This is a genomic window from Bartonella sp. SD1336NMGDW (assembly GCF_042193565.1).
GTDB lineage: Bacteria > Pseudomonadota > Alphaproteobacteria > Rhizobiales > Rhizobiaceae > Bartonella > Bartonella grahamii.
The window spans coordinates 44457-65359 of the sequence record NZ_JBHILW010000001.1; the positions used below are offsets into that span (position 1 = coordinate 44457).

Consider the following 20903-nt stretch of genomic DNA (forward strand, 5'->3'; position numbering starts at 1 on the left):
CAAGCATGAACAGGATGAAATTTTAATTTTTAAGAGTCAAGTTTCATTTTAAGCGTTTATTTTTTAAAAGGTAAAAGAACGAAAAGCGTCCATACGTGTATCACAACAAAAAGGCAACATATTATGCTTTAAAACACTTTCATTTCTCATAAAAAGGCTCCCACACACCCACAAATCCTTTAAATTACGTGAAAATGGTGGTCACTTTTATCACAAATAAGCATAATAGAATGAAACTTTAATTTTTAAGCATTATTTTTTCTAAGAAACAGGGATTTGACATGACACAACAAAAAAATAAACCAATTGATCCACCTCTTTTCCCTCAGTTGATTTTAACACTTGATGTTCGGCGCAACACCCCACACACATTTTTGCAGCAAATTTTGCAAACAAAGTCTTTTGCATGCGTCATCCTCTATGATTCTGAAAAGTTGAAAGATGATAGCTCTTTTTTACAACAACAAGCGCAAACTTACGCAGAAGATATTCAACATCATAACGCAGCCCTTCTCATCGCTGATGACAGCCGCATTGCTGGGCGCATAAAGGCTGATGGATTGCACATAGAAGATGATCTTAACGCTCTTGAAAGCTTCAAAAATCAGCAAAAGGAACAAAAAATTATAGGCTTTGGCAATTTACGCAATCGCCATAGTGCTATGCTTGCAGCGGAAACAGGTGTTGATTACCTGTTCTTTGGAAAACTCGGTGCTGATAAAAAAACCCAAGCGCACCCCCGCAATCTCCAGTTAGCAACATGGTGGGCAGAAATTATGCAAACCCCCGCCATTATCCAAGCAGGAAGCGATTTTTCAACCTTTGATGAAGTCTTAAAGACTGGATGTGAATTCATTGCTGTAGAAGAAGTGATTTTTGGGAACGACAACCCCTTAATACTGCTTAAAACAATGCAAGAAAAATGTGAAAACACCCCCTTGTAATATAGGAGGAGAATTTATAAATAAAGCGTTAATAAAAATCCAAACACTCACCACTATATTACTTATATAGAACACACAATAACAGATAAAGAGGATACCTCGAAACTCAATAAAATTGCTTAATAATTCAATCAAATTGATGAAAAATCTAGCGTCTTTTTTTCATATAATATATAGAAAAAAGGATCATAAAAACTTTCTCGTTCAATGTCTTATAAAGACAAAGCATTATGATTGGGGAAAATGGTCATTTTCAATATTGGTACTGAATACCAATAGCTGATGATACAAATATGCAGGGGACATAAAAATGCAATATAGCGGAACACTTGAAGATCTTAAAAACATAATTCGCAAAGCTGGATATCAAATCAAAGAAACTAAACCTCTATCACATCCATCCCCTGAAGGATATCAGATCAAAACCTACGAAGGAGGCACTATTAATTGGTTTAAAAGCACAGGAAAACTTCAAGTTCAAGGCAGCGCAAACATAAAACAAAAGTTAATAGAAGATTTAGCAAAGCATCTAGAAGAAACATCTTCTTCAAAAACTGCCCCCAATCCCTCAAATAAAAAAATCTTTATCGTTCATGGCCATGACCATATTGCTCTAGAGCAACTTGAACTTATTCTTCGCAGGCTTGATCTCGAACCATACATCTTAAAAAATACTGGTGGTAATGGTTTAACCCTCATTGAAATTTTGGAAAAAGAAGCTTGTAACGATTCTATAGGATTTGGTATTGTGCTATTTACTCCCGATGATATAGGCTATGCTAGATCTGACAAGGAAAAAAAAGAACAATTTCGTGCACGACAAAACGTTATTTTCGAAATGGGCATGTTAACCGCTGCACTTTCTCGCAAAAATGTCGCTATTCTAAAAAAACAAGACCTTGAACTCCCTTCAGATTTTGGTGGGCTTAAATACATTCCTTTTAATGAACACGTAAAAGAAACACTTCCGGATCTTTGTGATCGACTATGTGAAGCCGGCTACAATTTAGATGCAAAAAAAATTGCTACAGCATCACGTTAAATTTGAATAATGCTTATGTTTATTTTTTAAAGCGCACGCCCAAAACCACAAGGCACCCCACCACATTCCACAGACACACACATCCTATAGGCTTAAAGAAACGATCACCCCCACTCTTATTCAAACAGCAAGCGATTGTGCAAATTTTAATGAAGGTACCGAAATTCATTACCATAGAAGAAATCATTTTAGTCTCTTTGATAAACACGGGGGCTGATGTCATAATTTTGGTAATTGTTACAGAAAGGTTTAAGAGGCAGATAGCCTCTGATTAGATTAAAGAAAAATAGGAAATTCACGTCGGGCATGTACTACAGCTACAATTTCGATTTGATGTGCAGCTACTCGATCAATATAAGGTAATTTGGATGCGCTACAATTTCTCGTAATCCTAATACCTTCTCACTCTGTCTGTATAAATATGGATGTTCAGCCAATGGCAATACGGATGCTTCCAAAAACCTTTTCATTCGGCGCGCAGCAGATGAATTTTCGCGAGCAATATAAGTTAAAATCTGACGCAAATCATCGCGCGCCGAAGACAACCAAACAACCGGAAGCATCACTTTTTCTGTTCAGCTTCAAGCTGACTGATTATAACTTCCATTTCAGCCATAACCTCATCATGCGGAATAGGAGGATATGGATTTGCAAGACTGCTCGCTACCTTATCGCGCAGCCATGCAGTGTAGCTGCTTTCCTGTTCAACGGTTTCGAACTCTGAAATTAGCGGAGAAAGGGTGGTCTTCATAATATATGTCCTTTCTATTCCTGAATATTGAAGATAATTACTCTTCGCTATGTTGTCAATACTAGCGAATTGAAAATATTTAACTTTTAAGCGTCCAAAGTTCTTTTGATCTTAAAACTTAAGGCTTTTTAACCCTCTCAAAAAACACGGGGGCTAATGTCATGATTTTGACAATCATTCCAGAGAGATTTAAGAAGCGGATAGCCTCTCATTAAAAAACAAATTTTGTAAGTAAAAAACTATTTTTATTGTAAATTTCTTAAAATTACTTTATGAATTAAAAGATGTTTTGGTCGCATACGCAACGACCAAGAGGGTCTTGAAAGCCCGAAAATCTAAACATGAATTTATCCCACTTTGTGGGTATCCCGGAATTCCGGGAGTTTTTGCTATGTCCAGGTGCTCTCAGCACTAAAAGCAAAAAAAGCTGATTAGATTTCAGTACTTTCAAGCTCCCGGAATACTCATGCGAGGGCGCTCGCAACCGGCGGGGAAACATGCAATCTCAAAATCTTAATATTGATCTTTTTATTGGCAAAAAAATTCGCTTAAAACGAAAAATGCTAAAAATGTCTCAAAAAACATTAGGTCAACATTTAGGTGTTACTTTCCAACAAATTCAAAAATATGAAAAAGGCTTAAATCGTGTCAGCGCAGGGCGTTTAATGGAAATTTCTGATATTTTGAATGTTCCACTTTCCTTTTTCTATGCCAATATCATTACAAAACAACAGCCCCCATACCACCATGATGAAATCGCATCAAGCACAGAGGAATATCTGCTGCTCAAAAGATTTAGAACTCTCACAACGGTAAAAAAGAAAGCCTTTTTACAACTGATCTCTGAAGAGAATGCAAACTAACATCACACGGATAGCACGCACTATTCAAAGTCCCCTTTGTAACACTTTATTGCTTGAATGCAAAACATACCACCCCTCTATTTTAAAAAACGACACGTTAAGAGACACTATTTTAATTTTTATTGTAAATTTCCTAAAATTACTTTATGAATTAAAAGATGTTTTGGTCGCATACGCAACGACCAAAAGGGGCCTTGAAAACCCTAGATCCGAGCGTAAAAATGAACCCACTTTGTGGGTATCCCGGAATTCCGGGAGTTTTTGCTATGTCCAGGTGCTTTAAGCACTAAAAGCAAAAAGGCTGACTCGGATTCAGTGTTTTCAAGCTCCCGGAATACTCATGCGAGGGCGCTCGCAACCGGCGGGGAAAAATGCAATCTCAAAATCTTAATATTGATCTTTTTATTGGCAAAAAAATTCGCTTAAAACGAAAAATGCTAAAAATGTCTCAAAAAACATTAGGTCAACATCTAGGCGTCACTTTCCAACAAATCCAGAAATATGAAAAAGGCTTAAATCGTGTCAGCGCAGGGCGTTTAATGGAAATTTCTGATATTTTAAATGTTCCACTTTCCTTTTTTTACGCGGATATCTTAACAAAACAACAGTCCCCATATCATCATGATGAGATCGCATCGAACACAGAGGAATACCTGCTGCTCAAAAGATTTAGAACTCTAACAACGGTTAAAAAGAAAGCCTTTTTACAGCTGATCTCTGATGAGAGTGCAAACAATATCACACGGATAGCGCGCTATTCATAAGCATTCATAAGTATTTTAAAAAGCAGCCCCCATTGTAAGCATTTTTTCATTTTAGGAGGAGATGCCCTTAATATAATAGACGATAAGCATTTTTACACACAATAACCCTTTATCATTATTATTTTTAACAGGACTATTTTTAACAGGACTATTTTTAACAGTCTGGCTCTCGTCGAAATTTATGCTATTTTTTTAGCTTCCCCAACCCTACCTTAACTAAGACGAAAAACTGAGAGATAAAAAGTAATATAGAAATGAAATTCTTATACGGCTTGTAATGATGAAAAAAAAATGTGAAAGTTCTGATCGGTAATGAGGAGAAAACACCATGATCAAGAGAAGCGTGAAGCTGCTTATCTTAGGCGTGCTTGGCCTTGCAAGTTCTGCTGTCAATTCAGCTGGAAACACTGAAGAATTCTCAAGTTCTGAAGACTCTTTCAATACGATTCAAGAAGCTTCAAACACTCAAGAACCTTTTCAGCCCTTAAAAGCTGGAGACTATGATCAAGCCTATGACTATTACATCCAAGGTTATTATTTAAAAGCTTTTCGTGAAGCACTCCGACGTGCTGAAAAAAATGATCCTTTTGCACAAACTCTTCTTGCCCGAATTTATATGGAGGGATGTGCTGTCCCTATTGACGGTGCGCGTGCTGCTTTATGGTTTGAACGCGCCGCAAAACAGGGGGAACCCCAAGCACAACTACGCTATGGGCTTATGTTGTTTGATGGTAACTTTATAAAACAAAATCAAGAACTTGGTGAACAGTTCATTCAAAAATCTGTCAATGCAGGCGTCAAGGAAGCCTATTTTTATTATGGACAACTGCTTCTTTATAAAGCCGCACAGGAAAAACAAGCTCTCCCTGGTGTTTCTTCTCAAAGCCGTGAAAATGAAGCAATCGAGCAAGCCTTAAAATTGTACTTAAAAGGTGCTGCTCTTGGAGATGCTGAAGCTGCTTTTTCTGCTGCAAAAATTCTTTCCTTAGGCACGTTAAAACGACCAAAGGATGATCGCAATGCTCGCAAACTCATGGAGGTAGCGGCTCAAAACAACCACTTAAAAGCTCAACTTCATTTAGCACAATGGCTTATACAGGGGCGTGGAGGAGAAACAGATTTTCCCCGTGCTTTTCATTTACTTCAAAGAAATGCTATCAACATGATAGCACCAGCACAGATTTCCCTTGCAAGGCTTTATCGAGATGGCACAGGAACAAAAGGCGATATAATAATGGCAGCGGCATGGTATATGCTCGCAAAAGAGGCAAAAATGCAAGCTCCTGATCTTGAAATAATGCTCCAAGGCATGGACAAAACACAACTAGAAAAAGCGCACAAAGAAGCAATAAAGCTCCTTCCTGTTTTTTAAAATACTCCTCTCTGCTTCAAAGAGATAAAATTTATAGAAATTCCGGGAGATTTTGCTCTGTCCAGGGGCGATAAGCACTAAAAGCAAAAAGGCTGATTTGAGTTCAGTATTTTCAAGCTCCCGGAATACCAACGCGAGGGCGCTCGCACCCCGTCGGAGGGAAATGCAAACCAAAGATCTTTATAACGACATTTTCATTGGTAAAGAAAACGCACTGGTATCATTTACTTAACAAACAATATCCAATAAGCAAAAGAACTAGGCTATCGCGAAAATTCCGAAAGCTCTATTTTTTCATTCTTTTTTCTTGGACGAAAAACACGCCGACTCTCAGTAAAAAGCTATTTTTTATTGTAAATTTCCTAAAATTACTTTATGAATTAAAAGATGTTTTGGTCGCATACGCAACGACCAATAGGGCTCTAAAAACCCGAAACCTCGTACATAAATTTACCCCGCTTTGCGGGTGTCCCGGAATTCCGGGAGATTTTGCTATGTCCAGGTGCTTTAAGCACTAAAAGCAAAATGCTGATTCGAGGTCAGTGTTTTTAGACTCCCGGAATACCAACGCGAGGGCGCTCGCACCCGGCGGGGGGCTTTAAAATGCAAAGTAAAAATCTTAATATTGATCTTTTTGTAGGCAAAAAAGTTCGTTTTAGACGAAAAATGTTGAAGATGTCTCAAAAAACATTAGGTCAACATTTAGGTGTTACTTTCCAACAAATCCAGAAATATGAAAACGGCTTAAATCGTGTCAGTGCAGGGCGTTTAAAAGAGATTTCCGATATCTTGAATGTTCCGGTTTCCTTTTTCTATGCCGATATCTTAACAAAACAACAGCCCCCATACCACCATGATGAAATCGCATCAAGCACAGAAGAATACCTGCTGCTCAAAAGATTTAGAGTTCTAACCACTGTAAAAAAGAGAGCCATTTTACAGCTCATCGCTGATCAGAATGAAAACTTTTAACATTATAATATAGGGCGCTACACTCTTTGTTCTTAACTTGCCTCCCACACCTCAAAGGACAGAAGTCCCTTCCCTATCCAGTTGGGAAACAATCCGTCTTCTCAGAACAGAACTCTTTTAGCTTCCGATTTCATGTGGTTCATTTCACAAGATTATCCGGACAAGCCCCCCTCATATATTCACCACACATTCTCATAAAAATATCACATGTGCAAAGTTTGATGTCTTATAGCACCACACCTCAAACGATAACATTTTACAGCAAACAGAATAAGCATTCATACGTATTTAAAAAAGATAGCCTTCAAAAAGCAATGCTTGAAAATTTTTTTGGTCGATCTGGAACAGCACCTAACGCCTCATTTTATAATGGTGATAGAGGATATGATCTTAACATGCAAACGCAAAAAATTGCTTTTTTATCACAATTACCAAAAACAGCTGTTTATTAAAATATACGCCACCAGAAGCACTTCAAGCAGCCTTTACAGCTGAAACCATTATTCATTGATTAATTAACCGATTGATTAGATGCCGATATGTTGTTAATGTAACGATGAGTAAAGTTGCTCTTATTTCTGGAATAGGAGCTTCGCAAAAAAGAGCAACAATAAGTAAGGGGAATTAACGATGTTAAAATATTTATTGCTGTCACCGGTTGTGTTGGTGGCAGGTTGCGCATCTGTAGGCAATTATTCATCAAATTATGTTGATCAAAGTCTTACAAAGCGTCAGGCACAATTAGTCGCTAACAAATTTATTAGCGATATCAAGAGATCTCTACCACCCGCTACAACCACACTTCTTATAAAGAAAAATAATACAGCAGACAGCTTTACTCCTTTATTTATCAATCTGTTGCGACGGAATGGATATAATGTGATCTATACAGATCAACCTCAAAAGCAGCAAAACATGGGTGTGAATTTGAGTTATAGAATACAATTAAATAGTAGAGTTATAGTGTCTCTTCTTCAGTATAATGTGAACGGAGAACCACGTGCTCATATAAGTACTCAGCCCAGATGAACCCGCTATTTAATGTGAATTTTCTCTATATTTTACACATAAAGACTTAAAAGCTCTTGCGAAAGGCAAAGAGATTTGCACCTCAATAAAAAACCTCATTTTTAGCCAGAGTGGATAAATTTTATTATAGATTGTGACAATACAAAATAGCGTAAATTATAGCTTTGAGATTTAAGAAAAGAAGAATACTAAAAATAATGAAAATGCCCCACACCCTAGTGAATTGTTACGCGAAGATGTAAATGCAAAACTTGGTTTATCTGTGATTGAAGCAGCTGAATAGCTTTCTATATCCCGTGTAGCATTTTCTAGGGTATCGGTAAAATCCTTATAACGACATTTTCAGTGACAAATTCATTGGCAAAAAAATTCGTTTTAGACGAAAAATGTTGAAGATGTCTCAAAAAACATTAGGTCAACATTTGGGTGTTACTTTCCAACAAATCCAGAAATATGAAAACGGCTTAAATCGTGTCAGCGCAGGGCGTTTAAAAGAAATTTCCGATATATTGAATGTTCCGGTTTCCTTTTTTTATGCCGCTTAACAAAAAAACAGCCCACATACCACCATGATGAAATCGCATCGAGCACAGAAGAATACCTGCTTTTAAAAAGATTTAGAACTCTTACCACTGTAAAAAAGAGAGCCATTTTACAGCGCATCTCTGATGAGAATGAAAACTTTTAACATTATGATATAGGGCGCTACACTCTCTGTTCTTAACTTGCCTCCCACACCTCAAAGGACAGAAGTCCTTTCCCTATCCAGTTGGTAAACAATCCATCTTCTCAGAACAGAACTCTTTTAACTTCCCATTTTATGCGGTTCATTTCACAAGATTATCCGGACAAGCCACCCTCAAATATTCACCGCATATTCTCAATTAAAAACACCTCATGGTTTTACGGAACTTATATCATTGCCATCAATTATATCATTGCCATTAATGATGATATTTTACGACACAAAGGGATAAAATCCCCAAAAATTCTAAAAATTTTTTGTGCAAATTTTTAAAAAGCTTGCGTCTGAGCGCTTTTTATGGTCTTGCAAAGAACTGAAAAGCAAAAATACATCAAGGTCCTTTTTTTACTCAAGCTTTTCTCTTTGCAAAAAACATGAGAAAACCTATGGAGCACACAGGACCATGAGAGAGCCGCAAGGCTAATCAAAGGAATTTGAGCCCGAAAATAACAAAAGAGCTTGACTGTTAAAGGCAGCAAAGAAAAGCGCCATAACGACAACAAGAGAGCTCTTTTTGCAAGAATAGAATTGGATAGAAACGATGAAAATTAATGGCAATGAAATTCGCCCTGGTAATGTGATCGAACATCAAGGAAGCTTATGGGTTGCTGTTAAATGCAACGCTGTAAAACCAGGAAAAGGTGGTGCATTTAACCAAGTTGAAATGAAAAATTTAATTGATGGTACAAAACTTAACGAACGCTTTCGTGCTGCTGAGACGGTTGAACGCGTGCGCCTTGAACAAAAGGATTTCACATTTCTTTATCAACAAGGGGATGCTTTGGTCTTTATGGATTCAGAATCTTATGAACAACTTGAACTTCAAAAGGATTTTGTTGGTGAACGTGCTGCTTTTCTCCAAGATGGGATGACTGTCACAGTTGAACTTTATCAAGAAAAGCCTATTGGCATCTCACTTCCTGATCAAGTTGCTGTCACGATTGCGGAAGCCGATCCTGCCATCAAAGGACAAACGGTTACCTCCTCTTATAAACCCGCCATTCTTGAAAACGGGATTCGTATTCTTGTTCCCCCCTTTATGAATGCTGGTGAACGTATCATTGTAGACACCAATGAGTTGATTTATTTGCGTCGCGCAAATGAAAAAGATAAATAAAGGAATAAAAAATGGCCCATTCTGCAGTCATGAATGTCATGGTGCAAGCTGCAATGAAAGCAGGACGCTCGTTGGTGCGTGATTACGGTGAAGTGCAAAATTTGCAAGTATCTTTGAAAGGACCAGCGGATTATGTCAGCCAAGCAGATCGCAAAGCGGAAAAAATTATTTTCAATGAATTAAGCAAAGCGCGCCCCAAATTTGGTTTTCTGATGGAAGAGTCTGAAGAAATCATTGGCGAAGATTCCCAACATCGTTTCATTATTGACCCTCTAGATGGCACCACAAATTTTCTCCATGGCATTCCTTTTTTTGCTGTTTCCATTGCCTTAGAAAGTCAAGGGAAAATCGTTGCTGGTGTCATTTACAATCCCGTAAGTGATGAACTCTTTACCGCAGAACGCGGGTGTGGTGCTTTTTTCAATGACCGACGCTGTCGCGTTTCTGCTCGACGCAGACTAGAAGATTGTGTCATTGCCACAGGTATGCCTCATTTTGGTCGCCCAAATCATGGAACCTATCTTATTGAATTACGCAATGTGATGGCGGAAGTTGCCGGACTTCGCCGTTTTGGCGCTGCTGCTCTTGATTTAGCTTATGTTGCTTCTGGCCGAACCGATGGCTTTTGGGAAGATAATCTGCAAATTTGGGATATGGCTGCTGGAATATTGATGGTTCGCGAAGCCGGTGGTTTTGTCACCGATAAAGAAGGCGGCAGCGATATATTTCGCAAAAAAAATATCATTGCTGGCAATGAACACATTCGCATCAAACTAGAAAAAACCCTCAAAAAAGGCATTTAGACCTCAGAAGTAGTGTCATTTTAAAAGGCAATGCTAAAAGTTCAACTTTGCAACATCCCCATAGGGATATTCCTCATCACGCAACCTTATCTCTTATTGAATTGCGCAAGTAATGATGGAAGTTTCTGGACTTCGCCTTCTTAGCACTGCTACTCTTGATTTAGCTTATGTCACCGCAGAAAAAACCGATGGCTTTTGGGAAGACAATCTACAATTTTTTGATAGAACTACCGGCATACTAATAGTTCGCAAAGCCGGTGGTTTTGTCACCGATAAAGAAGGCGGCAGCGATATATTCTGCAAAAAAATATCATTGCTGGCAATGAACACATTCGCATCAAACTAGAAAAAACCTCAAAAGAGAGAAATTCGAAAAAGAAAGGCACTCTCAAAGTGCTTCTTTAACGCCTTCCATAAAATAGTGATAATAAAGTAAGGATAATACATATACTTGATATTCTACAAAACCTCACCCTTAGCAATAAACACATTCGCATCAACTTAGAAAAAAAGCTCAAAAAGATATCATAATTTCAAAAGCAATCTTAAAAAACAGCTTGCCACCCACTGTTTATAAGAATGTTTCTCTAAATTCAGATAAAAACAATTTCAAACAATGGATTCAAAAAATAATCAATTATGATCAAGCCGCACAAAGGGTAATAAAAAAGCACAACGCATAGACAACTTCATTTTTATACTGCACATTCCATATCTTATTATAGCCCCCGCTTTTCACCTTGCCATACAGCTTACATATTACTCCCAATACTCCTCAGGTTTTTTACAAAAACGTGCAATTAGCGTGATTGCAATAAACTCACAGATTAATATGATCGTTACACATATTATAATGATTGAAGAAAACCTATGAAATGCGCATAGGACTTATTGTAATAGAAATCTTTATCTTCGAAAATCGCCTCTCGCAATTTGATGTCAAAATGGTTTTTTTCTGTATCAATAGTCTCTTCCAGTTCCTTTACTTTCTCATCACCGATGATGTATCGTAGCTTTTCTCTTGAATTTTCTATTTCGATAAGCATCTTCCAAAAAACCAACTGATTACCAAATTTTTCATTTGATACCTTCATCCACTCTCTGACACCTAGTTTGTAAGCTTCTTCAAATGTTAGAGTTCTTCCAGCAATGAGACAACCTTTTTCCCTGTTTTTGTCTTGCTCTCTACAGGCATCAATTTTGCTTTTAACCGTAGAATGACAACAATCCTTATCAAAGGCAATATAGCCTTCTTTCACCGTCTCAATAAGCTCCTTATAATAAAGAAAAGTTTCTCTTGCCGCGTTATAACCATCGGAAATATTTCGCAATAACGACAAGATATCCTTTTTATTCAGCAATAGCCATTCATATTCACTGGGCAGACGATCTACGATTTTTTTTATCTTTTCATATTCTGTATTTGTAAATATGTCGTCCTGATAACTACCGATAGCTTCTTGCTTTTCACACATGCTCTTAGATTTTTCTTCTTTTTTTTGTCTTTTCAAATCTATGATCATCTCATCAATCACATACAACCACCAATGAAAAACCAACATCGCAGGTTTATATTTTGTTTCTTTCGTATGGGGATCTACCGCAAGAGGATCTCCAAACTCTTCATCAATTATCCCACTCTCTTTCATTAACTGTACTGTTTTCAGATAATTTTGCTTAAAAGTCTCAATGCCCATTAAAGTGTTTACTACATCATTAATTTTTTCATGCTGTTCAGAAGTAAATTCCTTCTTCAGCGCCTTCTCATAAAGAAGAAGTATATCTGTATATCCTTGAGCACAGATATCCTTAACCATCGGATGTTGCTGTCCGCTGGGTTCAGAAATATACTCAAGATTTTTTATTTCCAGTACACTCCTTTCCCATTGTTTCACTCCCTCATCCCATTGTTTCAACCATTCCTGCGATATTGTTTGAGTTTCTCGAAAAAGCCTTTCCTCCCATTTTTTAATGATCTCCTGATATATCGCTACCTCTCGATTTTTTAGTTGCTCGAATTGTTTTTTCTGATAATTGGCTAATCCAAGCATTAAATTCACGATAAAATACGCTATAACTGCCACACCTAACAAAGTGATCACGGAAGCTCCCAAAGACCAAAGCACCCCCATCACTATAACGAGTAAAATCATAGCTCCGAATACTGCAACCCAACATCCATTCCTTTTCCCCCAAACTCTGAGTATTGCATTCCAACATTCCTTTCCTTTCCCCAAAATGGGTAAAATTATAGGCGACATTAGGCGTGCTACCCATTCTTTGACAAAGTCATCCATTATTATGATCCCTTATTTTAACAATACTTTTACGATTCTCTTATCAATTCAGTATTATAGTATCATTATGTGGTATTTTGAGTTTTAAAATACTAGATATACAGTCTCTAAAAACAAATTGTATTTAATAATGCCGCTGTACGAATTTGGCATGTCTCAAGATGCGTTCTGAACTCCTAAAATCCGGCAAATGCGTGTTTTTGTCATCAAGAGAGAGTCTTTACCAAAAACAGAAAAATCATTCCTACAAAAAGCTGAAATAGGGCACGCAAAAGTGTCAAATAAATAAAGACACCTTACCTATTGATGAGGAATGGATTACAAAAAATACAAAATCTTGAATCCATAATAACTTTTGTGAAAAAATAACAGCTTGATACTCCAAAGAAAATTGCGTGTTAATACGCACACCTTATGCAAACCATTTGAAAGCCTCGCTTTATAAAAACCAATATATTGCCTCAGTTAATACTATAAATGATTAAACATTCACATCGTGCGAGATTATCACAAGAGTCTGTTTTCCTTACACGTCAATGTAACGCCTTAAAAAAGCGCGGTTGAATGATGCAAGAGAGTGTAGAATTTCATGAGAATTTAAAGAATATCAAACCGTATAATATATTGATACTATTCTATGCATTAAAGAACACCGCAAACCGATGTTATTCTCATAAGAATGCGGATGTTTATGTCAACAACTTACAGCTTTATAATGATCACTTACTCAGGTGAAAATTGGAGTTTTGCGAGGTAAGCATAGACGCCATTTTTTGCCACAAGTTCAGCATGGGTTCCTTCTTCCACAAGAGCCCCTTTATCCATCACGAGAATACGATCAGCTTTTAAAATTGTTGCCAAACGATGTGCAATTACCAAGGTTGTACGATTTTGCATCAATCCTTCTAAGGCATCTTGCACCAACTTTTCACTGTTTGCATCTAAAGCAGATGTTGCTTCATCAAGAAGCAACAGGGGTGCATTTCTTAGAATTGCCCGTGCAATACCAATGCGTTGTTTTTGCCCCCCAGAAAGCATGGTACCACGTTCTCCTACTTGCGTATCCAAGCCATCTGGTAAAGCTTGAATAAATTCAAGTGCATTAGCCGCTTTAGCGGCAGCAAGGATTTCCTCTTCATGGGTATTTTCAGTTCCAAAAATAATATTATCACGCAATGTTCCATCAAAAATGGCGACATCCTGTGGAACATAGGAAATTGCGCTGCGTAAATCTTGTAAAGAAAGGCGATTAATTTCCATGTCATCTAACCGAATTGTTCCACTTATCGGGTCATAAAAACGAAGGATCAAAGAAAAAATGGTGCTTTTTCCTGCTCCGGAAGCCCCAACAAAAGCAACCGTTTCGCCTGCCTTTACAGAAAATGAAAGCGAGCGTAAAATCTTCTCTTGAGGTCTAGAAGGATAGGTAAAATCAACCTGATCAAAAACAAGTTCGCCTCGAACAGGTTGTTCCAATGATAAAGGATTTTTAGGAGCTACAATAGTAGGTTGTTCTTGTAGCAATTCGGAAAGCCGCTCAGCAGCGCCTGCGGCTTGGATTAACTCTGCCCCCAGTTCCGATAATTGCGCAAAAGTAGAAGCTCCAAAAACTGCATAAAGGACAAATTGCCCTAATGTCCCGCCTGTCATCGTTCCATTTAAAACATCGCGCGACCCAATCCATAAAACAGCAACCACACTGCTAAAAACCAAAAAAATTGCAAAACCCGTAAAAAAGGAGCGCAGGATCACGGAAGCACGTGCTGTTTGAAAAGCACGTTCTATCAATTGTGAAAAACGTGTTGCAACGAGTTTTTCTGCGGTAAAAGCTTGCACAGTGCGAATAGCACTCACCTGTTCTGTAGCAACAGCATTGGCATCTGCGAGACGATCTTGCGCCGCACGTGTACGAGAGCGAACTTTCCGCCCAAAAACCACTAAGGGAATGGCCACAACAGGAATAGCAACCAAAACCAACAAAGACAATTTAGCATTGGTAATCACCATCATCACGACGGCTCCGATCACTATAATCAACTGACGCAAAGCAGTAGAGGCGGTAGAACCCACAGCTAATTTTATTTGTGTTGTATCTGTTAGAAGCCTTGAAACAATTTCTCCTGAATGCGACCGATCAAAAAAAGCAGGAGAAAGTTTCATAATATGAATAAACACATCACGCCGTAAATCGGCAACAATCCGCTCTCCCAATGTGATAACACAATAATAACGGGCTGCTGAAGCAAATGCGAGAAGCAAGGCTAAGATAAACAAAATTCCGAAGTAAAAATTGATATGTCCATGGCTTGAAGTAGAAAACCCATGATCAAACATTTGGCGGATAGCCACAGGCAAAGCTAATGTGACAAGAGCCGCAACAGATAACGCTAGAAAGGCAAAGATAAACAACCAACGATAGCGCAAAAGATAAGGAAAAAAAATTGCAAGCGAAGAGAATGAAGATTTTCTAGGAGAAGATTTTGTAGATTTTTCTGAATGATTAAAGAGATTCATAAGGTTTCGCTCACTATATTGAATTTATAACACTTGATACAATGATGCATCTTGAACACTTGTTTTTTTATGCATGCTCAGCTATAGGAATAAATACTTTAATCAATGTATCAAAAAGACAAAGGAAGCGCACTTAAAAAATCGAGCAAGTGCTGTTTCATTCTGTAAACGCAAAAGGTTTTTACGCATGAAAGCGAATATTCATCCCAACTATCACACAATTACCGTTGTTATGACGGATGGAACCCAATATAAAACGCGCTCTACTTGGGGAAAAGAAGGCGATACTCTTAATCTAGATATTGACCCAAGAACGCATCCAGCATGGACAGGTGGCTCCCAGACACTCGTAGACCGTGGCGGTCGTCTTTCTAAATTCAAAAATCGTTTTGGTAATATTGGCATGTAAAAGCCTATTCCTGATTATAAAGAGCACAAGTTTTAAAAAATGATTGCTCTATTGTAAGTGATTGTTTTTTTATGCTGTAAAGAGTGCACTTTAAATATTAATTCAAAAACGCATCCAACATAAATAGATGGGATCTTAGGCACTAATAAATCTTGGTGGCTGCGTTTTTTAAATTTAAAAATCAGTTTGAAATACGAGCATAAATCCTTCCTCTTAGAGTATAACGACCTGAAATAAAATAATTGCAAACTATCCTTCTTTTTTGGAACTGAAAAATACCCATGAAGAGGACATCCTTGCTGCCGCTAAAGCGGCTAATGCGCTTGAATTGATTCAAGCTTTACCAGATAGCTTGGATACGTGAATAGGAGAACGTGGTGCCATGCTTTCTGGGGACAAAACAACGCATCGGTATTGTATGGTCAATTCTAAGAAATACACCCCTGTTGCTGCAAGCCGGCACCATCATTATATTTGCCAGCTCGTCAGTATTGCTACAACCTTGGCACTTGAGACAATTCATTATAGGCATTTTAAGTCCTTTCTTAATATTTTTTTATTCACGCGGGCTCTCCCCGCCTGTAACGTGCAAGAGACATGGTTTTTGTTGATTCAACACGGAACAGATTTGAAATGAAAAAATCCTGTAATATTCGGGATCCCCATGCAACATACAAAACAGTGAATTATTATTATAAATCAAAACATTGCTGCTTTATGAAGCAACATCTGCTTTAGATGCAAACAGTGAAAAGTTGGTGCAAGACGCCTTAGAAGGATTGATGCAAAATCGTACAACCTTGGTAATTGCACATCGTTTGGCAACAATTTTAAAAGCTGATCGTATTCTCGTGATGGATAAAGGCGCTCCTGTGGAAGAGGAAACCCATGCAGAACTTGTGGCAAGAAATGGCGTCTATGCCTATTTGGCAAAACTCCAATTTTCACCTGAGTAAGTGATCATTATAAAGACAATATCTTTAAGGACATAAACAGCACTCCTTTTCAGACAGGCTTATCAATTTGAACTTCTCATTTTTCCATTTAACACACGATAAGGTACCATTTAGGCACCATGAGAAGCTTTCCCCTTATATCATGATTTCAAAAGCCGCATGAGAAAAACAAAATAAGCCGTTTGGGTGTCTTAAGGTCAAGGATGCCGATAGGCGTAACCTTTAAAGGATTGCCTTAAGCTTAAGGACCAAGGCTTGTTAGTCCTCTCATTAAACGCGGGTCTAATGTTACGATTTTGGAGAGCGATTATTAAGAATTTGAGAGGCAAACAGCCTCTCATCTTGATTTATACACAAACGAATTGCACCCTATTTATTCAAAGAGCATAATTTCATACTCAGGAGGTGCTAAACGGAATAAAAGAGCGTCGTAACCCCACGCAGCAGACATGCAGCAAACAGAAAAAACGCCTTCACTAATTGCTAAGAGTAATGTGAGCGATATACCGGCTTCATCTGCCGTTGCTTCACGGTGTTCCAAGAGGTATCCGAAAAAAAATAAAAAGCACGCTAATCCACTCGCACCCGCAAAGAAGCTTAGTACGGCATGAACCAATCCACGCATGCGGAACAGGATAAGAAAAATTATGAAAGTAAACACTCCAAATATTACAGCGAATGTTCTACGCACCATATTGCACAATTTTCGCATCATAATTGCAGAAAAGCTCTGTTCTGCGTATCGATTTTTTCTTTTGATGCTTGTATTCTTAGAAGATATACTGTTATTTTTAGAAGATATACCGTCCACAACTCCCCCCGTTTTAAGCCAAGATGCTATGAAGTTATTCATTTTTAATTATATCATCACAAAATACAAGAAAAATTTATCCATTTTAACGAAAAAATAGGTGTTTTATTGAGGTGCAAATCTATTTTGTTAGCAAGAGTTATTCAATCCGTTCGTCAATAGAAAAACTACTCCCATTGAAGAGGAAGCTATCCTGACGCAGAAAAGCTTCATAAGCTGTATTCCAATCCGCTCAGAAATCGCAACTCTCCAATCTACCCGCTTTTCCACCTTTGAAACTGTAATAAAATGGATTCTGCTGATGACAAGTAATGATAACATGAAAAAGAAAAAATATCACAATATCAAACTCTTCAATAAAGTCTTAGCTTTATGATTTTCACTCAAAAAGCAAGTGCCTACCCATGAACGACACCATACTAAAGTGCTGTGCATTCACAAATTTCCTTTAAAGCACCATCTCCCCTTCCCGAAATCGCACCTCTTGCGCAATCTTATCTCTCGATAGCACCCATTAGAAACTTTTAAAAGGTCCAAGGAGAAAACTCTCTGAGAAAGCTTTCAAGCCCAAAACGCCCCTGCCATTTTTATCATGATGAGGGCACCCAAAAAACACGCAGAAACAAGCAAAATCTCTCCGCATTTAAAAACAGAGTTTGTGCTTCAAGCGCACGCTTTTTCTTGTTCTGTTGTCCATTGTCCCAAAGCCGCAAGATGATTCATCAAAGCTCGATGACTAAATGCCTTCTGTGCAACAGCAATATTCTCATCCTTTCCAGCCCATGCTTTTAAAGCAGCTGCTTGTAATGCTCGTCCATAGGAAAAGGTCAATTTCCAAGGAAATGCGCCCAAAGAATTCATAGCAGATAAATGCGCCGTTGCTTCCTTATCAGACTGTCCTCCAGAAAGAAAAGCAATTCCAGGAACAGCAGCAGGAACAGTCTGTTTAAGCACCTGGACGGTCTTTTCAGCAACTTCTTCGACAGAAGCCTTGCGCGCATCCTTACCATCAATCACCATATTGGGCTTTAAAATCATCCCCTCCAAAAGAACACGAGCTTCAAACAATTCTTTAAAGACGGTCTGTAAAACAGCTTTTGTCACCTCAAAGCAACGTGTAATGGAATGCCCACACGATGGTCCATCCATCAACACTTCCGGCTCAACAATCGGCACAATATTGAACTCCTGACACAAGGCAGCATAGCGTGCAAGAGCTTGTGCATTTTGTCTTATGGCTCCTCTTGTTGGCAAAGTGTGTTCATCAATAGCAATCACCGCACGCCATTTAGCAAAACGTGCTCCCAAAGCATAATAGTCTTTTAGCCGCTCACGAAGACCATCCAACCCTTCGGTAATTGTCTCTTGAGGAAAAGCGGCCAAAGGTTTTGCACCGGTATCAACTTTAATCCCTGGCAAAGCGCCTGAATCCCGAATAAGATCCGTCAACATTTTCCCAGTTGATGCTTTTTGCCGAATGGTTTCATCAAATAAAATAACCCCAGAGATGGCGTTTTCCATCGCTTCTTTTGTACTAAAAAGCATTTCACGATAAGCACGGCGCTTATCTTCATTGGATTCAACACCAATACTTTCAAAACGCTTTCCAATGGTCGCCGTACTTTCATCTGCCGCCAAAATACCTTTACCCGCATGCACCAAAGCAAGTGCAATATCTTCAAGCCGTTCATTCATAAAAAATTCCTCTTTATTTTGTCTTAATTTCTAAAAATGCGCAACACTATCAAAACACTCTACAAGACCGTATAGTTTTTCTTTAACCTTCCCTTCAAAGAAACCCCTTAAGCCTGCATAAGGGCAAGAATGCCAGGCAGAACCTTACCTTCCATCCATTCCAAAAAAGCCCCTCCAGCAGTCGAGAGATAAGTAAAATCATTGGCAACACCAGCATGATTAAGGGCAAAAACCGTATCGCCCCCTCCCGCAATTGAAACCAACTTTCCCGTCAAACTACGTTCTGCTGCATGGCGTGCAACGGCAATGGTTCCCTTATCAAAGGGAGACATCTCAAAAACACCAAGGGGTCCATTCCACACAAGAGTAGCAGCTTCATCTATCGCAGCATTGATATGCGCAATAGAGCGCGTCCCAATATCCAATATCATGCCATCTTGTGGAATATCTTCAATGTCATAAAGACGATGCGGTGCATCTTTTTCAAAACGAAATCCAACGACAGCATCCACAGGGAGCAGAAGCGTACATTGACACTCTTGTGCTTTTTTAATAATTTTTTTTATCGTGTCCATCAGTGCATGTTCACACAGTGACTTACCAACAGACACACCTTGCGCTGCTAAAAAACTGTTAGCCATGCCCCCACCAATCACGAGATGATCAACCTTTTCCACCAAATGATTGAGCACAAAAAGCTTGCTGGAAACTTTCGCTCCTCCCACAAGGGCAACCACAGGACGTGCTGGATTGCCAAGTCCTTTTTCTAACGCCTGCATCTCACCTTGCAAAGAGCGCCCTGCATAAGAAGGCAACAAATGCGTTATTCCCTCCACCGAAGCATGGGCACGATGAGAAACTGAAAAAGCATCATTGACATAGAGATCCCCATTATGAGCCAAAGCTTCCGCAAAAGAACAATCATTCTTTTCTTCACCAGCATAAAAACGAACATTTTCAAGCAGTAAAACACCCCCATTTTGTAATGACTCAACCGCAACCTGCACCACCGAACCGATACAGTCAGGAGCAAAAGAAACAGGCTGATTAATGATCTTTTCCAGCACTTGCACAACAGGACGGAGTGAAAACTCTGGCTCTACCTTTCCTTTAGGGCGACCACAATGAGAAAGCAGAATAAGTTTAGCACCCCGCTTTTGCAGCTCAATGATTGTCTCTTTATGTCGCTCTAAGCGCGTCGTATCACAGACCTTGCCGTGTGCCATTGGCACATTAAAATCCACCCGCACAAGAACACGTTTTCCAGTGACATCAACATCATCAAGTGTACGAAACCCCATCACTGCTTCCTCTTCACTTTCCATTGTTTCAAATAAAAACGCATCCAACAACCCTGCCCACTTTTCTTTCCACTTATCCCCTCTTTGCTTTTACAAGAGATCCACGACAGCTTATCTCTCACCCTCTGCTTGAAAAGCCAAAGCTTTCATCATCAAATGTACAAAAGCCCACCATTGCTCTTAATCTTCATATCCCATTGTGGCAAACAAATTGTGGCAAACAAATGCATTCGCTCAACTTGATCTCTATTAAAGCTTGCCTTTTACTTCTAAGCAAGAGAGTTTACATCTCCTAATTTTCTAACGTTTTCTCAAAGGGTATCTCGTTCAGATCTTACTTTTTCAAAGTTTACTCTTTCATGCAGCTTTTAAAAGCACGTATTGACACGGTATTAAAACAAAACACATCATCAATTTTTCAATATTCTCTTCTCTCTAGCGTATGAGAACAACAGCCTCTATCTGTTTTTCTCAAAATTGTACAAAAATGAGACTTTTCCCTATAAAAAGAGGACCCT

General features: G+C 38.6%; 19 protein-coding genes and 2 pseudogenes. 14 read left to right on the forward strand and 7 right to left on the reverse strand.

The features are described 5' to 3' along the window. The first annotated feature begins 281 nt into the window (after positions 1–281). Both ACFIKH_RS00240 and ACFIKH_RS00245 read left to right on the forward strand, forming a co-directional pair. Positions 282–944 (forward strand): thiamine phosphate synthase, encoded by a 663-nt coding sequence (locus ACFIKH_RS00240; RefSeq protein ID WP_375670682.1) that lies wholly within the window; start codon positions 282–284, stop codon positions 942–944. Between the two features lie 310 nt (positions 945–1254). After that, positions 1255–1986, forward strand: coding sequence for a TIR domain-containing protein (locus tag ACFIKH_RS00245; RefSeq protein WP_375670684.1), 732 nt, complete (start codon positions 1255–1257; stop codon positions 1984–1986). Between the two features lie 341 nt (positions 1987–2327). On the opposite strand, the gene ACFIKH_RS00250 is transcribed toward ACFIKH_RS00245, so the two are convergent. Both ACFIKH_RS00250 and ACFIKH_RS00255 read right to left on the reverse strand, forming a co-directional pair. Continuing rightward, positions 2328–2549 (reverse strand): type II toxin-antitoxin system RelE/ParE family toxin, encoded by a 222-nt coding sequence (locus ACFIKH_RS00250; protein WP_375670686.1) that lies wholly within the window; start codon positions 2547–2549, stop codon positions 2328–2330. Beyond that, a complete protein-coding gene (locus tag ACFIKH_RS00255) occupies positions 2549–2737 on the reverse strand; it encodes an antitoxin (protein WP_375645638.1) in 189 nt (62 codons plus the stop codon). The genes ACFIKH_RS00250 and ACFIKH_RS00255 overlap by 1 nt, the downstream gene beginning before the upstream one ends. Before the next feature lie 497 nt (positions 2738–3234). Between ACFIKH_RS00255 and ACFIKH_RS00260 the strand changes: the two genes are divergently transcribed. From ACFIKH_RS00260 to ACFIKH_RS00305, 10 genes and pseudogenes are all read left to right on the forward strand, one after another. Then, positions 3235–3600 carry a helix-turn-helix domain-containing protein gene (locus tag ACFIKH_RS00260; protein ID WP_375625255.1) on the forward strand — a complete coding sequence of 122 codons (366 nt, stop codon included), beginning with the start codon at positions 3235–3237 and terminating at the stop codon, positions 3598–3600. A 371-nt stretch (positions 3601–3971) separates the two neighbouring features. Beyond that, positions 3972–4364, forward strand: a complete 393-nt coding sequence (locus tag ACFIKH_RS00265; RefSeq protein WP_375670688.1) for a helix-turn-helix domain-containing protein — start codon at positions 3972–3974, stop codon at positions 4362–4364. A 328-nt stretch (positions 4365–4692) separates the two neighbouring features. Beyond that, positions 4693–5736: a tetratricopeptide repeat protein gene (locus tag ACFIKH_RS00270; protein ID WP_375625253.1), complete on the forward strand. Its 1044-nt coding sequence runs from the start codon at positions 4693–4695 to the stop codon at positions 5734–5736. Between the two features lie 603 nt (positions 5737–6339). Beyond that, a complete protein-coding gene (locus tag ACFIKH_RS00275; RefSeq protein ID WP_375670690.1) occupies positions 6340–6708 on the forward strand; it encodes a helix-turn-helix domain-containing protein in 369 nt (122 codons plus the stop codon). Positions 6709–6929: 221 nt separating this feature from the next. Next, positions 6930–7160, forward strand: coding sequence for a hypothetical protein (locus ACFIKH_RS00280; protein WP_375670692.1), 231 nt, complete (start codon positions 6930–6932; stop codon positions 7158–7160). Positions 7161–7338: 178 nt separating this feature from the next. Beyond that, the gene (locus ACFIKH_RS00285) at positions 7339–7737 is read left to right on the forward strand and encodes a hypothetical protein (RefSeq protein ID WP_375637572.1); all 399 of its coding nucleotides are present in this window, start codon (positions 7339–7341) and stop codon (positions 7735–7737) included. A 386-nt stretch (positions 7738–8123) separates the two neighbouring features. Continuing rightward, positions 8124–8425 (forward strand): annotated as a pseudogene (locus ACFIKH_RS00290) (helix-turn-helix domain-containing protein). Between the two features lie 598 nt (positions 8426–9023). Then, positions 9024–9599: an elongation factor P gene (efp, locus tag ACFIKH_RS00295; RefSeq protein WP_015856958.1), complete on the forward strand. Its 576-nt coding sequence runs from the start codon at positions 9024–9026 to the stop codon at positions 9597–9599. Positions 9600–9610: 11 nt separating this feature from the next. Continuing rightward, on the forward strand, positions 9611–10402 hold the full coding sequence (locus ACFIKH_RS00300) for an inositol monophosphatase family protein (protein ID WP_015856959.1): 792 nt from the start codon (positions 9611–9613) through the stop codon (positions 10400–10402). Positions 10403–10514: 112 nt separating this feature from the next. Then, a complete protein-coding gene (locus ACFIKH_RS00305) occupies positions 10515–10748 on the forward strand; it encodes an inositol monophosphatase family protein (protein ID WP_375670694.1) in 234 nt (77 codons plus the stop codon). 502 nt (positions 10749–11250) lie between these two features. Here the strand turns inward: ACFIKH_RS00305 and ACFIKH_RS00310 are convergent. After that, positions 11251–12699, reverse strand: coding sequence for a hypothetical protein (locus tag ACFIKH_RS00310; RefSeq protein ID WP_375670696.1), 1449 nt, complete (start codon positions 12697–12699; stop codon positions 11251–11253). Positions 12700–13422: 723 nt separating this feature from the next. Then, positions 13423–15213 (reverse strand): ABC transporter transmembrane domain-containing protein, encoded by a 1791-nt coding sequence (locus ACFIKH_RS00315; RefSeq protein WP_375670698.1) that lies wholly within the window; start codon positions 15211–15213, stop codon positions 13423–13425. Between the two features lie 187 nt (positions 15214–15400). On the opposite strand from ACFIKH_RS00315, the gene rpmE reads away from it, so the two are divergent. Both rpmE and ACFIKH_RS00325 read left to right on the forward strand, forming a co-directional pair. After that, positions 15401–15622, forward strand: a complete 222-nt coding sequence (gene rpmE / locus ACFIKH_RS00320; protein WP_015856961.1) for a 50S ribosomal protein L31 — start codon at positions 15401–15403, stop codon at positions 15620–15622. A 707-nt stretch (positions 15623–16329) separates the two neighbouring features. Then, a pseudogene (locus ACFIKH_RS00325) lies at positions 16330–16578 on the forward strand (ABC transporter); the annotation flags it as partial. A 373-nt stretch (positions 16579–16951) separates the two neighbouring features. On the opposite strand, the gene ACFIKH_RS00330 reads toward ACFIKH_RS00325, so the two are convergent. The 3 genes from ACFIKH_RS00330 to ACFIKH_RS00340 all read right to left on the reverse strand — a co-directional run bounded on the left by ACFIKH_RS00330 (position 16952) and on the right by ACFIKH_RS00340 (position 20385). Beyond that, positions 16952–17119, reverse strand: a complete 168-nt coding sequence (locus ACFIKH_RS00330) for a hypothetical protein (protein WP_375626570.1) — start codon at positions 17117–17119, stop codon at positions 16952–16954. Between the two features lie 933 nt (positions 17120–18052). Further along, positions 18053–19084, reverse strand: a complete 1032-nt coding sequence (locus ACFIKH_RS00335) for a class I fructose-bisphosphate aldolase (protein ID WP_375648187.1) — start codon at positions 19082–19084, stop codon at positions 18053–18055. Between the two features lie 107 nt (positions 19085–19191). Next, positions 19192–20385 (reverse strand): phosphoglycerate kinase, encoded by a 1194-nt coding sequence (locus ACFIKH_RS00340; RefSeq protein ID WP_375670854.1) that lies wholly within the window; start codon positions 20383–20385, stop codon positions 19192–19194. Positions 20386–20903: the final 518 nt, after the last annotated feature.

Bases quoted from the DNA above. Each gene is read 5' to 3' on its own strand.
- ACFIKH_RS00340 (WP_375670854.1), bottom strand. From the start codon at position 20,385: ATGGGGTTTCGTACACTTGATGATGTTGATGTCACTGGAAAACGTGTT.
- ACFIKH_RS00255 (WP_375645638.1), bottom strand. From the start codon at position 2,737: ATGAAGACCACCCTTTCTCCGCTAATTTCAGAGTTCGAAACCGTTGAA.
- ACFIKH_RS00250 (WP_375670686.1), bottom strand. From the start codon at position 2,549: ATGCTTCCGGTTGTTTGGTTGTCTTCGGCGCGCGATGATTTGCGTCAG.
- ACFIKH_RS00285 (WP_375637572.1), top strand. From the start codon at position 7,339: ATGTTAAAATATTTATTGCTGTCACCGGTTGTGTTGGTGGCAGGTTGC.
- ACFIKH_RS00260 (WP_375625255.1), top strand. From the start codon at position 3,235: ATGCAATCTCAAAATCTTAATATTGATCTTTTTATTGGCAAAAAAATT.
- ACFIKH_RS00240 (WP_375670682.1), top strand. From the start codon at position 282: ATGACACAACAAAAAAATAAACCAATTGATCCACCTCTTTTCCCTCAG.
- rpmE (WP_015856961.1), top strand. From the start codon at position 15,401: ATGAAAGCGAATATTCATCCCAACTATCACACAATTACCGTTGTTATG.
- ACFIKH_RS00300 (WP_015856959.1), top strand. From the start codon at position 9,611: ATGGCCCATTCTGCAGTCATGAATGTCATGGTGCAAGCTGCAATGAAA.
- ACFIKH_RS00305 (WP_375670694.1), top strand. From the start codon at position 10,515: ATGATGGAAGTTTCTGGACTTCGCCTTCTTAGCACTGCTACTCTTGAT.
- ACFIKH_RS00245 (WP_375670684.1), top strand. From the start codon at position 1,255: ATGCAATATAGCGGAACACTTGAAGATCTTAAAAACATAATTCGCAAA.
- ACFIKH_RS00275 (WP_375670690.1), top strand. From the start codon at position 6,340: ATGCAAAGTAAAAATCTTAATATTGATCTTTTTGTAGGCAAAAAAGTT.
- efp (WP_015856958.1), top strand. From the start codon at position 9,024: ATGAAAATTAATGGCAATGAAATTCGCCCTGGTAATGTGATCGAACAT.
- ACFIKH_RS00265 (WP_375670688.1), top strand. From the start codon at position 3,972: ATGCAATCTCAAAATCTTAATATTGATCTTTTTATTGGCAAAAAAATT.
- ACFIKH_RS00315 (WP_375670698.1), bottom strand. From the start codon at position 15,213: ATGAATCTCTTTAATCATTCAGAAAAATCTACAAAATCTTCTCCTAGA.
- ACFIKH_RS00270 (WP_375625253.1), top strand. From the start codon at position 4,693: ATGATCAAGAGAAGCGTGAAGCTGCTTATCTTAGGCGTGCTTGGCCTT.
- ACFIKH_RS00335 (WP_375648187.1), bottom strand. From the start codon at position 19,084: ATGAATGAACGGCTTGAAGATATTGCACTTGCTTTGGTGCATGCGGGT.
- ACFIKH_RS00280 (WP_375670692.1), top strand. From the start codon at position 6,930: ATGTCTTATAGCACCACACCTCAAACGATAACATTTTACAGCAAACAG.
- ACFIKH_RS00310 (WP_375670696.1), bottom strand. From the start codon at position 12,699: ATGGATGACTTTGTCAAAGAATGGGTAGCACGCCTAATGTCGCCTATA.